Origin of the sequence: Rathayibacter sp. PhB179 (genome assembly GCF_004345345.1) — a bacterium.
Classification (GTDB): domain Bacteria; phylum Actinomycetota; class Actinomycetes; order Actinomycetales; family Microbacteriaceae; genus Rathayibacter; species Rathayibacter festucae.
On record NZ_SLVD01000010.1, the window covers coordinates 70,560 to 83,752 of the forward strand.

Genomic DNA, 13,193 nt, shown 5'->3' on the forward strand with positions numbered 1-13,193 from the left:
AGAAAAGAGGAGGAGGATCAGCGCTCGACGGGAGTCGCGGTGCGCCGTCGGCGCAGACGCCTCGCGGCGAGGAGGCCGCCGCCCGAGAGCAGGAGCAGTCCGCCTGCCAGCGCGACCGGGCTCACCGCCGTCCCGCTGACGGCGAGCGCCGTCGGCACGGGGCCGACCGGGGGCACGGACACCGCCGCGCAGCTGGCTGTCGGCTCGTCGTCGCAGGGGTGCTGGACCGAGGTCGGCGGGAAGCCCGGCGGCAGCCGCTCGATCCGCGCGCGATTCGCGATCGTCCAGGCGTCGACGCCGTCGGCGACCCGCCCCGTCACGGTGAAGACCGTCGAGGCGCCGGGCGCCAGGGCCAGGCCCTCGACCTCGAGATCGGCGGAGGCGGGCCCGCCGTCCCGCGAGATCGTCACGTCGGACAGGTGCTCGAGGGTCGGGACGTCGGTGAGGGTGAACCCCTCCGCGGGACGGGCGCCGATGTTCGCGACGACGATGCGGAAGCCGGCGCGGCCGCCGTGCGCGACCGTCGGCTCCAGTGCGGTCTTCGCGATCGCGAGACGGCCGTCGGCCCCTGGCGCAGGGACCTCGGGTACCGGCACCTCGGGCACCGGAACATCGGGCACCGGGACCTCGGGCACGGGCACCTCGGGCACGGGGATCTCGGCGCAGGAGAACGCGGCGTCGTCCGGGCACGGGTGCCGGACCGCGGGAGGCTCGAAGCCGCCCGGCTGCTGCGAGATCGTCGCCCGGTTCGGCACGGTGAGGGCGTCCCGGCCGTCGGCCACCCGGCCGCTGACGTGCAGGGCGATCTGCCCGCCGGCCGGAATCGCGAGCCCGGTCACAGGCTCCGTCGCGGGCTGGACGCCTCCGGCGCCGTTCTCGATCACGGCGTCGAGGAGGTGCTCGAGCACCGGGACGTCGGTGACGGTCACGTCGGCGGCGTCGAGCGAGCCCGAGTTGCCCACGACCACGTCGAAGCCGGCCTGCCCGCCGTGCTCGGCCGACGGCCGGGAGGCAGTCTTGTCGATCCACAGCGCCCCTCGGCCGATCGTGTGGGGGACGGTCGCGCACGGGTTCTGATCGGTCGAGACTCCCGAGGCCGAGGGCGCGAAGGCGGTCCCCGCGAGGCAGGCCGTGTTGGTGAGGGTGCGGTCCCCCGGCCGGTCCGTGCGCACGACGACCTCGAAGGAGAGCTCGGCGACGGTGCCGACCGGCAGGGTCCCCGCCGCCCAGACCAGCCGGCCCGTCGCCGGATCGACCGTGGCCGTGCCGTGCGAGGTCCGGATCGAGGCGGTGTCGAGGTCGGCGTCGTCGAGGACTCCCCGGTCGAGGTGGTCGACGACGGCCGCATCGCGGGCGTCCCCCGAGCCGTCGGAGGTGAGGGTCAGCCGGTACGGCACCCGCGCGCCCGGCCGCAGCGGGACGTCGGACGGCATCGACGAGCTCTTCGCCAGGGTGACGTGAGGGGTGAGAGCGCCGAGCCCGGCGACCGCCGTCGCGCCATCGGAGCCGGCGGCCCAGTCGTCGATCGCGCGCAGATCGCCGTAGGAGCCGTGGACGGAGTCGTTCGCGTTCGGCACGCGATTTCGGCCCGAGTCGTCCGCCTCCCAGCCGTGGACACCAGCGCTCGAGTCCGCGCCAGCGGCCGGCGAGGTGACGGCGGAGGTGACCGAGTAGCGCTCGCCGTTCGAGTCGGCGAGCAGGTGGTCGTCCCAGTGCAGGGCGGACGGCGCCGCATCGCCGCCGGTGGAGCGCACGACGGACAGGCCGCCGCCCGACGTCTCCGCATCGACACGGGTGACGTGGAACTCGTTCGTCCGCCCGATCGAGGCGCGGAAGCGGACGTCGGAGTCGGTGGTGTCGACCGCGTCGCCGCGCGCGTCGAGGCCGTCCCAGGCGATGTCGAACGGGCCGGGCTCCGCGACGATGCGGGAGAGGTGGACGTCGCGCGGGCCGTCGTAGGCCCCGTCCCCGTCGGCGTCGATGTCGGCCGCGACCGTGCCCGGCTGGGTGCCGAGCGTGCCGACGAGGGTGCCCGCGTTCGAGCCGGAGCCGGAGCGTCGATAGGCGAGCCCCTCGATCGTCGGGGCGGCGTAGGCGGGCGCGATCGCGGCCGGGAGATCGGCCGCGGGCGGGTCCAGGAAGAGCTTGTAGGTCTGCAGGCCGTCGATGCCGGAGCGCCCGGACGCCTGGACGTACTGCGCGCCGACCCCCTGCGCCTCGGTCGACTCCGGCATCGGCACGGACAGGTACGACGGATCGGAGGACCCGACCCGGACGTTGCCCTTGTTCGTCGCCTGGAGCGTCGAGGCGACGCCGTCGTAGTCGCGGAGCGTCAGGTCGTAGCGCGCCCCGGTCTCGGTGATCGCGTGCAGCGTGAACGTCGCGCGGCGCTCGGCGGGTGTCGCGTAGCTCGTCCTCGCACCCGACTGGATCCCGAAGGAGGTGGACCAGACCCGGCCTGCGAGCGGCGCGCCCGCCGCCGTGGCGACCCCGATGCTCCAGACCAGGTCGACGGGCGCCGTGACGTCGGCGTCGGTCACGATCACGCGGAAGACGCCGGTCTCCGAGGCGACGAAGTCGCCCCCGGCCGCGACCGACGGCGGAGCGCCCCGCGGGAAGACCTGCGCGTCGAGCACGGCGCCGTCCGGCGCGAGGATCGAGGCGGTGCCGCCTCCGGTCTCGCCCTCCCCCGTGCCCGACCCGCCCTTCAGCGGGTGCAGCTCGGCGCTCAGCCGCTCGCCCTTCTGCAGCCAGGCCGAGACCGTGGTCGCCCCCGCGTTGGTGGATCCGCCGTGCAGCAGGGTGTTCTCGATCGTCCTGCGCGGTGCCGGTGGCGCGGCACCCGCGGGCGGGCTGCTCGCCGTCACTCCGAGCAGCCCGCCGACGAGGGCGGTGCACAACCCCGCTCCCGCGAGCTGCCGGACGGCTCTCCCCCTGCGCCGGCCGGGGTGCCCCGTCCGTTCCGTTCGACTCATCCGCTCGTCCCTCTCCTCGGCCGCCCGCGCTCGCTGCGCCGGCGGCGGTCGTTCAGCCCCGTGGGAAGGAGAGTAATGCTCACCTCGATGTGGCTGAGCGCCTCTGCGGTGATCGGTGGACAACTCCGCGGCTCGGACGATGGGGAGGAGTAGCGTCTCCGGCGCCGGACGGCGACGGCGCGCGGGATCCGTGGCACGCTCGTGGAGACCGAAAGGCCGTGATGACCACCGCACCTCCCTCCGCTCCGACTCCCTCTCCCGCTCCGCTCGCCGGCGTCCGCGTGCTCGAGCTGGGCAACTTCATCGCCGCCCCCACCGCGGGCCGCCTGCTCGCCGACTTCGGCGCCGACGTGATCAAGGTCGAGCGCCCCGGCACGGGCGACGAGCTGCGCAAGTGGCGGCTGCACCCCGGATCGACGACGTCGATGCTCTTCCACACCCTCAACCGCAGCAAGCGCTCGGTCGCGCTGGACCTCCGCACGGAGGAGGGCCGCGACGCCGTCCGCGGGCTCGCCGCCGAGTGCGACGTCGTCCTCGAGAACTTCCGCCCGGGCACCCTCGAGCGCTGGGGCATCGGACCGGACGTGCTGAACGAGGCGAACCCCGAGCTGGTCATCGGCCGCATCTCGGCGTTCGGCCAGACCGGGCCGCTCTCCAGCCGTCCGGGCTTCGCGGCGGTCGCCGAGGCGATGGGCGGCTTCCGCGAGCTGGTCGGCGATCCGGACCGCCCGCCCGTCCGCGTCGGCGTCTCGATCGGCGACTCCATCGCCGGCCTCTACGCCGGATACGGGGTGATGATGGCGCTCTTCCAGCGCGAGACCCGCCGCGCCGCCGGACTCGGCCCGGCACCGCTGGTCGAGCGGGTGATCGACGTCGCGCTCAACGAGGCGATGTTCTCGATGATGGAGTCGCTCATCCCCGACTACCAGGCGCACGGCATCGTCCGGGAGCGCGTCGGCGGCCGGATGGAGGGCATCGCGCCGACGAACGCCTACGTCTGCGGCGACGGCTCCAGCATCGTCGTCGCGGCCAACGGCGACGCGATCTTCCAGCGCCTGATGGCGATCATCGGCCGCGCCGACCTGGCCGAGGACCCGGACCTGCTCACCAACGACGGCCGCTGGCGCCGCCGCGACGAGCTCGACGCCGCGATCGGCGCCTGGACCGCCACGACGACCTCGGACGCGGCGCTCGCGATCCTCGACGAGCGCGGCGTGCCCTCGGGCCCGATCCTCACCGCCGCGGACATCAGCACGAACGAGCAGTACGCGGCCCGCGGCATGATCCAGAAGTTCGACGTCGACACGGGCGCCGGGATCATCGAGGGCGTCGGCTTCCCCGGCATCGTCCCGGTGCTCGGCGACCGCTCGCTCCCCATCCGCACGCTCGCGCCCGCGCTGGGCCACGACACCGAGGAGGTCCTGGCGATGCTCGGACGGAAGCCGATCGACGACGCAGCGGCGGAGGAGACCCGATGACCGCCGCTGACCGCACCGTCCGGCTGCGCGACGTCACCCTCCGCGACGGACTGCAGCTGACCGGCAAGCTCCTCTCGACCGAGCGCAAGGTCGAGCTGGTCCGGGCGCTCCTCGCGGCGGGCGTCCCCGAGCTGGAGATCGGCTCGCTCGCGCGGGGCGATCTCGTGCCGCCGATGGCCAACACCCTCGAGGTCGTCGCGGCGCTGACCGCCGAGGAGCTCGAGCACTGCTGGGTCTGGGTGGCGACCCCGCGCCACATCGAGCGAGCGGCGGCGGCCGGCGCGCGAAACTTCCAGTACTGCCTCTCGGCGTCCGACTCCCACAACCGGGCGAACATCGGTCGCAGCACCGAGGCCAGCCTCGAGGCGATGCCCGACGCCGTCGCCCTCGCGCACGCGGTGGGCGGGCGCATCCAGCTCTGCATCGCCACGTCCTTCACCTGCCCCTTCGAGGGCCCGGTGCCCGAGGAGCGGGTGCTCGCGATCGCGAACGACCCGCGTGCGGCGGGCGCCGAGGACGTCGTGATCTGCGACACCCTCGGCCAGGCCCACCCCGAGCAGGTGTTCTCACTCGTCTCCCGGGTCGCCGCCGAGACGCCGCCGCGCGAGATCGTCTTCCACGGTCACGACACCTGGGGAGCCGGCGTCGTCAACGCGCTGAGCGCCGTCCGCGCCGGCGCGACCGTCGTCGACGGAGCGCTCGGCGGTCTGGGCGGCTGCCCGTTCGCGCCCGGTGCGAGCGGCAACACCGCCACCGAGGACCTCGTCTTCGCGATGCGCCCCGACTGGCTCGACACCGAGCGCTTCGCCGAGCTGGTGCGCCAGTCCGAGCGGCTGCTCGCCGACGTCGAGGAGCCGAACCGCTCGAAGGCCCGCCAGGGCGCCCGCTCGAAGGCCGAGGCGTTCCCCTGGGTGGTCGCGGACGCAACGGCCTGAGGCACGTTCCCGCGGGCGGATCCGCTTGGAAGAGCTGCCCGCAGCCTTTGCTGGTCGAGTAGCCCCGCAGGGGCGTATCGAGACCCGCCGTCACCGGCAGGGCGGGTCTGCAGACTCAGGTGCTGACGGTGGTGGATCTCGATACGCCCGCTCCGCGGGCTACTCGATCAGCATGGGCAGGGCCGCTCGGCGGACTGGTCGATCACTATGGGCGGGCCCGCTGCGCGGGCTCCTCGGTCCGCATGCGCGGGCCCGGTCCGCTGGCTGCTCGATCGGCAGGGTTCGCTGCGCGATCGGCGGCCGAGGGCGCGTCGGTCAGGCCGGGACGGGCTCGCGCGGGACGCGGGGCTTCGCGGCCGAGGTGAGGAGCGAGGCGAGGGCGACCAGCACCAGGACGACGGCCATCGCGCCGCGGAGGCCGAAGTGCTCGCCGAGGAAGCCGAGCAGGGGCGGGCCGACGAGGAAGGCGATGTAGCCGGCGGTCGCGACCGCGGCGACGGCGGAGGTCGGGTCCTCGCTCTCGCCCGCGGCGGAGAGGGTGACCGGGAAGCCGAGGGCCGCGCCCAGGCCCCAGAGGACGACGGCTGCGCCGGCCACGACGGCGTTGTCGGCGAAGACGACGATGCCGATCCCGACCGCCGAGACGAGGGTGCTCGCCAGCAGCACGGTCGCCTTGCCGAAGCGGGCCAGCAGGGGGGTGCCGAGGAAGCGGCCGACGGTCATCGCCGCGGCGAAGGCGGTGAACACCACGGTGCCGACGGTGGCGGAGACGCCGTGGCCGTCGACCATGAGCAGCGGCAGCCAGTCGGTCGCCGAGCCCTCGGCCAGCGCCAGGGCGAGCACGATCAGGCCGAGCATCAGCACGCGCGGCTGCTGCCAGACCGGCGTCGAGCGGACCTTCTCGCGGGGAGCGCCGGCGACGGCGCGCTCGACCCGACCGGTCTCGACCGGGATGGAGCGGATGACGGTGAGCAGCAGCGCGAGCGCGACGACCGCGACTCCGACGAGCTGCCAGACCACGGGGAAGTCGATCGCCGTCAGGCCGATGCCCGCGACCGCGCCGGTGACGGTGCCGAGACTGTAGAAGCCGTGCAGCGCGGGCAGCACCGAGCGGCCGGTGAGCGTCTCGAGCGCCGCTCCCTCCACGTTGAGCGCGATCTCGGAGATGCCGATCCCGAAGCCGACGAGGGCGAGGCCCGCCGCGACACCGAACGGCGTGGAGAGCTCGGCGAAGAGGCCGGTCAGCGCGATGCCGGTGACGAAGGAGGCGCCGCCGATCACGACGGTGAAGCGCACCCCCTGCCGGCGGACGACGGCGGCGGAGGACAGGACTCCGCTCATCGAGCCGACCGAGAGGCCCAGCAGGACGAGGCCCATCTCCGCGGTCGAGGCGGCGAGCAGGTCGCGGACCGCCGGGGTCCGCACGACCCAGGAGGCCATTCCGATGCCGAAGACGAGCATGAAGGCCGAGATGGCCAGGCGGCGCTTCGCGGCGGAGACGGGGCGGGACGGCATGACTACGACGGTATCGCCCGGGGGTGGACGGCAGGCGCCGCAGGACGATCGGGGCGCCCGTCAACCTCCTCCGCCGGCACGCGGGCCGCGGCTAGCGTCGAGGAGGGCCGGTGCCGCGGAACGACGGCGCCCCGCCCGCTCGACGACCCCGGAGGACCCCATGCCCGACCAGTACACCTTCACGAATCCCGCCACGCAGTACCCGAACGTCACGCCGCCGGTGCAGCAGCAGCCCGAGCCGGGCCTCCAGTCGCGGATGACGCCCGTCCCGGACCTCGGCGAGGACAGCTACCGCGGCACCGGCCGCCTGACCGGCCGCCGCGCGCTGATCACCGGCGCCGACTCCGGCATCGGCGCGGCGGTCGCGATCGCCTTCGCCCGCGAGGGCGCGGACATCGCGCTCGCCTACCTCCCCGACGAGGAGGAGGACGCGCAGCACGTCGTCGAGCTGATCCGCGCGGCCGGACGCACCGCCGTGACGATCCCGGGCGACCTGACCGACGCGCAGTACTGCCGCGACCTGGTCGCGAAGGCCGTCGAGGGGCTCGGCGGCCTCGACACGGTCGTCAACGTCGCCGGCAAGCAGGTCTGGCAGGACGACGTCCTCGAGCTCAGCGACGAGCAGTTCGAGACGACGTTCGCGATCAACGTCTTCGCGCCGTTCCGCATCATCAAGGCGGCGCTCCCGCACCTCCCCGCGGGCTCGACGATCATCAACACGGCCTCCGCGGAGGCGCACACGCCCGCGCCCGACCGCCTCGACTACGCCATGACCAAGGGCGCGATCAACAACCTGTCGAAGGGGCTCGCCCAGCAGCTCGCGTCGAAGGGCATCCGGGTGAACGTCGTCGCACCCGGTCCGACCTGGTCGGTACTGCAGGTGACCGCGGGTGTCGACCCCGAGAGCCTTCCCGAGTTCGGCTCGAGCGAGGCGCCGATGGGCCGCGCGGCGCAGCCGGCCGAGCAGGCGCCCGCCTACGTCTTCCTCGCGTCGGCGGAGTCGAGCTACGTGGTCGGCGAGACGCTGAACGTCAACGGCGGGATGGTCTCGCCGTAGCCGATGCCGCCGGGTCGGCGCCCGCCCTCTACCGTGGAGGCATGAGGACGAGGCGCCGGCTCCTGCCCGTGGTCGCGGGCGCGCTGCTCGTCGTGAGCGGGATCGTCGTGGCGGCGACCACTCCGCGCGAGGTGTCGTTCGGCTGGTTCGCGTACGCCCCGCTCTCGGAGACGATGTTCTCGCCCGGGACGATGGTCGTCACTCCCGGCCTCGCGACCGCCGCCGCGCTGATCGTGCTCGGGCTGCTCGTGCTGGCGTTCTGCGCGGGCTGGCTTCTCGCCCGACGGCGACTGCGTACCGCGAGTGGAGCATCGGGACAGGGCTCCTGACGCCTCGGTCCGCGCGCCTGCGCTGTGACGCGGCGCGAGTCGGCGACGGACCTCGGGTTGGCGAAACGCAGTCCGGCTCGCTGAGTCGGGAGGATTCCACGAGCCGAAGGTGATTCCGCGAGCCGGAGCTGGGCGTCGGCGGTGGCGCTCGTGACGTTCGGCACGTGGATCCGGGTCCGGCTCGTGGGATCGGCCGGTTCTCACGAGCCGAGGCTGTTCCTGCGAGCCGAGGCCGATGCGGGTGGACCTCCGGCACGTGGAACGAGGCTCGGCTCGCCGGATCGAGTCGATTCCACGAGCCGGAGCTGACTCCACGAGCCGGAGCAGATCCCACGAGCCGCCGCTGAGCAGGAACATCTCACGCGAACGGACCCGAACCGGGCCCTGTGCCCGGAGCGGAGCCCGATTACCGTCCACTCGCTCGCGGCTCCGACTGCGACTGGACGGGAAACGGGCCCCGCGTGGGTGTCAGGGCCCGTTCCGCGTCCGGTCGCGGAGCCGCCCCCGGGAACCGGCCCGCCGCTAGGGTGAGCGCACCCGCCGCCGCTGCGATCCCCGCGCGACCGGGACACCGAGAGGCGGCCGCCGTGGTCCCCGACATCAACCCGTGGGCGGTCGGACTCGCCACCCTGTCGACGATGCTCGTCGGCTCGATCTGGTACACCCCGAAGGTCTTCGGCACGCTCTGGATGCGCCTGGCCGGCATCAGCCGGGAGCAGATGAGCAGCCGCAGCGCGGTCGTCCCGATCCTCGTCACCGTCGTGGTCAGCCTCGTCACCGCGCTCGTCCTGGCCGGCTGCGTCGACATCGCGCACGCCTTCTACGGCGGCAGCTGGTTCGCGAACTCGGTGATCACCGGGCTGTTCCTCTTCGTCGGCTTCACCGCCGCGCGGATGATCACCCACGACGCCTTCGAGGGCCGCCCGGCCAAGCTGACGATCCTGAACATCACGCACGAGCTCGTCACGATCCTCGTGATGGCCGTGATCATCGGCCTGCTGCCGGCCTGACGCCGGCCCCGCCCCGGCGCCCCGGTCAGCCCTCCGGCAGCTCCGCGAACGTGCGCTTGGCGCCGTTGTACCAGCCCATCGACTGCACGGGGTGGCGCCAGCGGTTCTTCATCTCGTTGCGCGCCTCGTCGTGCGTCGCATCGCCGGCCTTCACCGCGTCGCGCAGGTGCCGGTCCTGCAGTGTGATGACGACGTCGGCCGTGTCGCCGCGGTGCTCGAGATCGCAGGGTCCGCCGAGCTGGCGGCAGGTCATGGTCTTCATCGGGTGCTCCTTGTGTCGGGCCCCGGGTGGGCCTCTCTCCTGGTCGACGGCCGGGCGGCCGCCGATGTGACACGACACGCCGGGGCGAGGTCAGCCCGCGTCGACCACGGCGCCCTCGCGCCGGCGGATCGACGCCAGCACGGCCGGATCCGCCCGGAAGACGACGGCGGTGACCCGCCCGTCCTCGACCGTGAAGTCGAACGCGACCTGCGGGGCACCCCGGTGGAACCAGGCGGCGCCCGGCCGTCCGTCGACGACCGCGGCGAGCGCCGCGTGAGCGCTGCCGTCGAAGAAGGCGGCCACGGCCTCACGGCCGTCGATCCGCTCGGGGGTCCCCGCGGCGAGCGCGTCCGCATCCGCGCGGATGCTCGCCCCTGGCGCCAGCAGCAGCAGCAGGCGCGCGAGGTCGCCGCCGCGCGCCGCCGCCATGAAGGCGTCGACCACCTGCCAGTCGGCGACCGGCCCGTCCGCGGGTCCGGCCGTGGTCTTGGCGCGCGCCCGCGAGGCGAGCTTGCGGGCCGAGACCGCGCTGCGCCCGAGGATCTCGCCGATGGTCGCGAAGTCGACGCCGAAGCTGTCCGCCAGCACGAACGCGACGCGCTCGTTGGGCGTCAGGGTCTCGACGACGACGTGCAGGGCCTGGCCGACGGCCTCGGCGCGCTCGAGGCCGGCACTCCCCGTGCCCACGCCTTCCACGCCCGTGCCGGTCTCGACGAGCTCGGCGGGCTCCGGGATGCGCGCGCGCAGCCGGTCGAGGCAGAGCCGGGTCGTGACCGTCGTCAGCCAGGCCGGCAGGTTGTCGATCGCGGCCGTCGTGCCGTGCAGTCGCAGCCACGCCGACTGCACCGCGTCCTCGGCCTCGTGGTGGTCGTCGAGCAGCCGCGAGGCGAGCCGGGTGAGCCGGCCGCGCTCCGCCTCGAAGGCGACGGCCTGCTCATCGTCGGAGCCGGACACGTGTCCTCCTGACCGGACCTGCGGCGGGGACAGCGCGACAGGGACGCCCCCAGTGTCGCGGCCGACCGCCGATCCGACAAGAGCGGCGCCTGCATCACTCGAGGAGCGGTGAGGAGTTGCATCCCGACGTGAGAACCCCGGCCGTCACACGTCGGTGCGCTGCGCCGGGGGCTGAGGCACACACGGTACCCCTGCCTCCGGTGCGGCCCGCGGCCCGCGTCAGCGGTCCGCGCGCGCGTCCTCCGGAGCCTCCGACCGCACCTCGGCGGCCGGGGCTGCGAGGCTCTCGCGGTGCAGGCGCTCCGCCTCCTCGCCGCCGACGGCCTCGCCGCGGGCGACCATGCCGGACTGGTCCGACAGCGGGATCTGCTTGAGCAGCAGCGCGAGCACGAAGGCGATCGCGATGAAGGGCAGCAGGTACCAGAACACCGGCGCCAGCGACTCCGCATAGGCGCGAACGACGCCGTCGCGGACCTCGTCCGGCAGGGCGTTCAGCGCCTGCGGGTCGAGGGTCGCGGTGGCCGCGCCGACGTCGGCGACGCCCGCGTCGGTGAAGACGCCGGTCAGCTTCTCGGCGAGGGAGTTGGTGAAGATCGTGCCGAACACGGCCACTCCGAGCGAGGCGCCCACCTCGCGGAAGTAGTTGTTCGTGCTGGTCGCCGTGCCGATCATCTCGGGGGCGACGGCGTTCTGCACGACGAGGACGATGACCTGCATGATCAGGCCGAGCCCCGCGCCGAAGAAGAAGAGGTAGACGCAGATCAGCGGGATCGGGGTCTCGGCGGTCAGCGTCGTCATCGCCGCCATCGCGAGGCCGGTGAGCAGGGCGCCGACGATCGGGAACGCCTTGTAGCGGCCGGTGCGCGAGATCGCGATGCCCGAGTAGATCGACGTGCCCATCAGGCCCGCCATCATCGGCAGCATCAGCAGGCCCGAGGCGGCGGCGGAGGTGCCGGACGCCATCTGCAGGAAGGTCGGCACGAAGGCGATGGCGGAGAACATGCCGAGGCCGAGCGTGAGGCCGATCGCCGTCGCGTTCACGAAGATCGGGTTGCGGAAGAGGCTGAGCGGGATGATCGGGTCCTCGGCGCGCGACTCCACCCAGATGAAGCCGGCGACCGCGGCGATCAGCCCGGCGCCGAACGCCCAGGTCTCGAGGGCGCCCCAGCCGTGCGCGGCGTCGCCGCCGAAGTCGGTGAAGAAGATCAGGCAGGTGGTGGCGATCGAGAGCAGCAGCACGCCGGGGACGTCGATCCGCTTGGTCGCGCGCTTGCTCGGCAGTGTCAGCGCGAACCAGGCGATGGCGAAGGCCGCGATGCCGACCGGGATGTTGATGTAGAACGCCCACTGCCAGGTGAGGTGGTCGACGAAGAGGCCGCCGAGCAGCGGGCCGGCGACGGCGGAGAGGCCGAAGACGGCGCCGAGCGGGCCCATGTACTTGCCGCGCTCGTTGGCGGGCACGATGTCGGCGATGATCGCCTGCGACAGGATCATCAGCCCGCCGCCGCCGAGGCCCTGCAGCGCGCGGAAGACGACGAACGACCAGAAGTCGCCGGCCAGCGCGCAGCCGACGGAGGCGAGGGTGAACAGCGCGATGGCGATCAGGAAGAGCGTGCGGCGGCCGAGGACGTCGCCGAACTTGCCGTAGATCGGCATCACGATCGTGGTCGCGAGCAGGTAGGCGGTGGTGATCCAGGCCTGGTGCTCGACGCCGCCGAGCTGGCCGACGATGGTCGGCATCGCGGTCGAGACGATGGTCTGGTCGAGGCTGGAGAGGAGCATGCCGGCGATCAGCGCGGAGAAGATGATCCAGATCCGGCGCTGCGTGAGCAGGAGCGGAGAGGCGGTGGCGGGGGCGGTCATGGTGTCCTCGGGGTCGGGTGGGGCGAGAGGGAGCGGGGGCGGGCTGGTCGGCGCGGCGGGGGCCGGGTCAGCCCAGGAGCAGGCGCGTCACGGCCGCGATGCGGTCCTGCGCGAGGCGCTCGAGCGGCACGGAGCCGTCGGAGTCGAGGTAGGCGCCGACGGCGCTGCGGATCACGGTGCCGGCCGTCTGCACGGCCAGCAGCACGGACGGCTCGGCGGGGTCGAGGCCCTCGCGCCGCGCGACGAGGTCGGCGACGAGCAGGTCGCGCTGCGTGCCGACGTCGAGCAGGGCCTGCAGGAGCTTCGGCTCGCGGTCGGCGACGGCGACGAACTCGCGGACGCTGTCGGCGTTCAGGCCGATCGCGGCGAAGTGCACCGCGCCGAGGGCGACGAGGGCCTCGAGCAGCGAGACGCCCGGGCGGCGGGTCAGGAAGTCCGCGACGCTGTCGTCGTCGAGGCCCTCCTCGGGCCGGCCGACGATCGCGTACTCCTTGCTCGGGAAGTAGTTGAAGAACGTGCGGCGCGAGATGCCGACCTCCTCGCAGAGCTCCTCGACGGTGAAGCCCGAGAAGCCGTGGCGGATGGTCAGCTCGCGGGCGGTGCGGGCCAGCTCGCCGCGCCGCTCGGCCGCGCGCTGGTCGCGCCGGGTTGCGGTCGCATCTGCTTGCATACTGTGCATCATTGCACCATCGGGGTCAGGGTGCAATGCTACGAGTGTCGCGCAGCCGTGACCCCCGTCCGGGTGACTAACGGCCCTCAGCGGCGACCGGGGGCGCACCGTTCGATACCGTCATCGCGGAGGCGAGACACCGTCT

11 protein-coding genes are annotated in these 13,193 nt (G+C 73.5%); 5 read left to right on the forward strand and 6 right to left on the reverse strand.

The genetic code is table 11. From position 1 onward, the window contains the following. Positions 1–17 precede the first annotated feature (17 nt). Complete coding sequence (locus tag EDF43_RS18090; protein ID WP_132437958.1) at positions 18–2,900, reverse strand: DUF11 domain-containing protein; 2,883 nt, start codon at positions 2,898–2,900, stop codon at positions 18–20. Positions 2,901–3,196: 296 nt separating this feature from the next. Here EDF43_RS18090 and EDF43_RS18095 point away from each other — a divergent pair, with 296 nt between their 5' ends. Together EDF43_RS18095 and EDF43_RS18100 are read left to right on the forward strand one after the other, a co-directional pair. Further along, a complete protein-coding gene (locus tag EDF43_RS18095; protein WP_132437959.1) occupies positions 3,197–4,453 on the forward strand; it encodes a CoA transferase in 1,257 nt (418 codons plus the stop codon). Beyond that, positions 4,450–5,388, forward strand: a complete 939-nt coding sequence (locus tag EDF43_RS18100; RefSeq protein WP_132437960.1) for a hydroxymethylglutaryl-CoA lyase — start codon at positions 4,450–4,452, stop codon at positions 5,386–5,388. The genes EDF43_RS18095 and EDF43_RS18100 overlap by 4 nt, the downstream gene beginning before the upstream one ends. A 315-nt stretch (positions 5,389–5,703) precedes the next feature. Here the strand turns inward: EDF43_RS18100 and EDF43_RS18105 are convergent, their stop codons facing one another. Beyond that, a complete protein-coding gene (locus EDF43_RS18105) occupies positions 5,704–6,903 on the reverse strand; it encodes an MFS transporter (RefSeq protein WP_123736658.1) in 1,200 nt (399 codons plus the stop codon). A 160-nt stretch (positions 6,904–7,063) separates the two neighbouring features. Between EDF43_RS18105 and EDF43_RS18110 the strand changes: the two genes are divergently transcribed. The 3 genes from EDF43_RS18110 to EDF43_RS18120 all read left to right on the forward strand — a co-directional run bounded on the left by EDF43_RS18110 (position 7,064) and on the right by EDF43_RS18120 (position 9,299). Then, on the forward strand, positions 7,064–7,960 hold the full coding sequence (locus EDF43_RS18110) for an SDR family oxidoreductase (protein ID WP_132437961.1): 897 nt from the start codon (positions 7,064–7,066) through the stop codon (positions 7,958–7,960). A gap of 41 nt (positions 7,961–8,001) precedes the next feature. Further along, positions 8,002–8,289 carry a hypothetical protein gene (locus EDF43_RS18115; RefSeq protein ID WP_132437962.1) on the forward strand — a complete coding sequence of 96 codons (288 nt, stop codon included), beginning with the start codon at positions 8,002–8,004 and terminating at the stop codon, positions 8,287–8,289. A gap of 587 nt (positions 8,290–8,876) precedes the next feature. Next, complete coding sequence (locus EDF43_RS18120; RefSeq protein ID WP_123732730.1) at positions 8,877–9,299, forward strand: DUF1761 domain-containing protein; 423 nt, start codon at positions 8,877–8,879, stop codon at positions 9,297–9,299. 25 nt (positions 9,300–9,324) lie between these two features. Here EDF43_RS18120 and EDF43_RS18125 read toward each other — a convergent pair whose 3' ends face one another. The 4 genes from EDF43_RS18125 to EDF43_RS18140 all read right to left on the reverse strand — a co-directional run bounded on the left by EDF43_RS18125 (position 9,325) and on the right by EDF43_RS18140 (position 13,048). After that, positions 9,325–9,561, reverse strand: a complete 237-nt coding sequence (locus EDF43_RS18125; RefSeq protein ID WP_123736654.1) for a hypothetical protein — start codon at positions 9,559–9,561, stop codon at positions 9,325–9,327. 90 nt (positions 9,562–9,651) lie between these two features. Next, positions 9,652–10,515 (reverse strand): sigma factor, encoded by an 864-nt coding sequence (locus EDF43_RS18130; protein WP_123736653.1) that lies wholly within the window; start codon positions 10,513–10,515, stop codon positions 9,652–9,654. Between the two features lie 219 nt (positions 10,516–10,734). Then, positions 10,735–12,378, reverse strand: coding sequence for an MDR family MFS transporter (locus EDF43_RS18135; protein ID WP_123736652.1), 1,644 nt, complete (start codon positions 12,376–12,378; stop codon positions 10,735–10,737). Between the two features lie 67 nt (positions 12,379–12,445). Further along, positions 12,446–13,048: a TetR family transcriptional regulator gene (locus tag EDF43_RS18140; RefSeq protein WP_165909177.1), complete on the reverse strand. Its 603-nt coding sequence runs from the start codon at positions 13,046–13,048 to the stop codon at positions 12,446–12,448. Positions 13,049–13,193 lie beyond the last annotated feature (145 nt).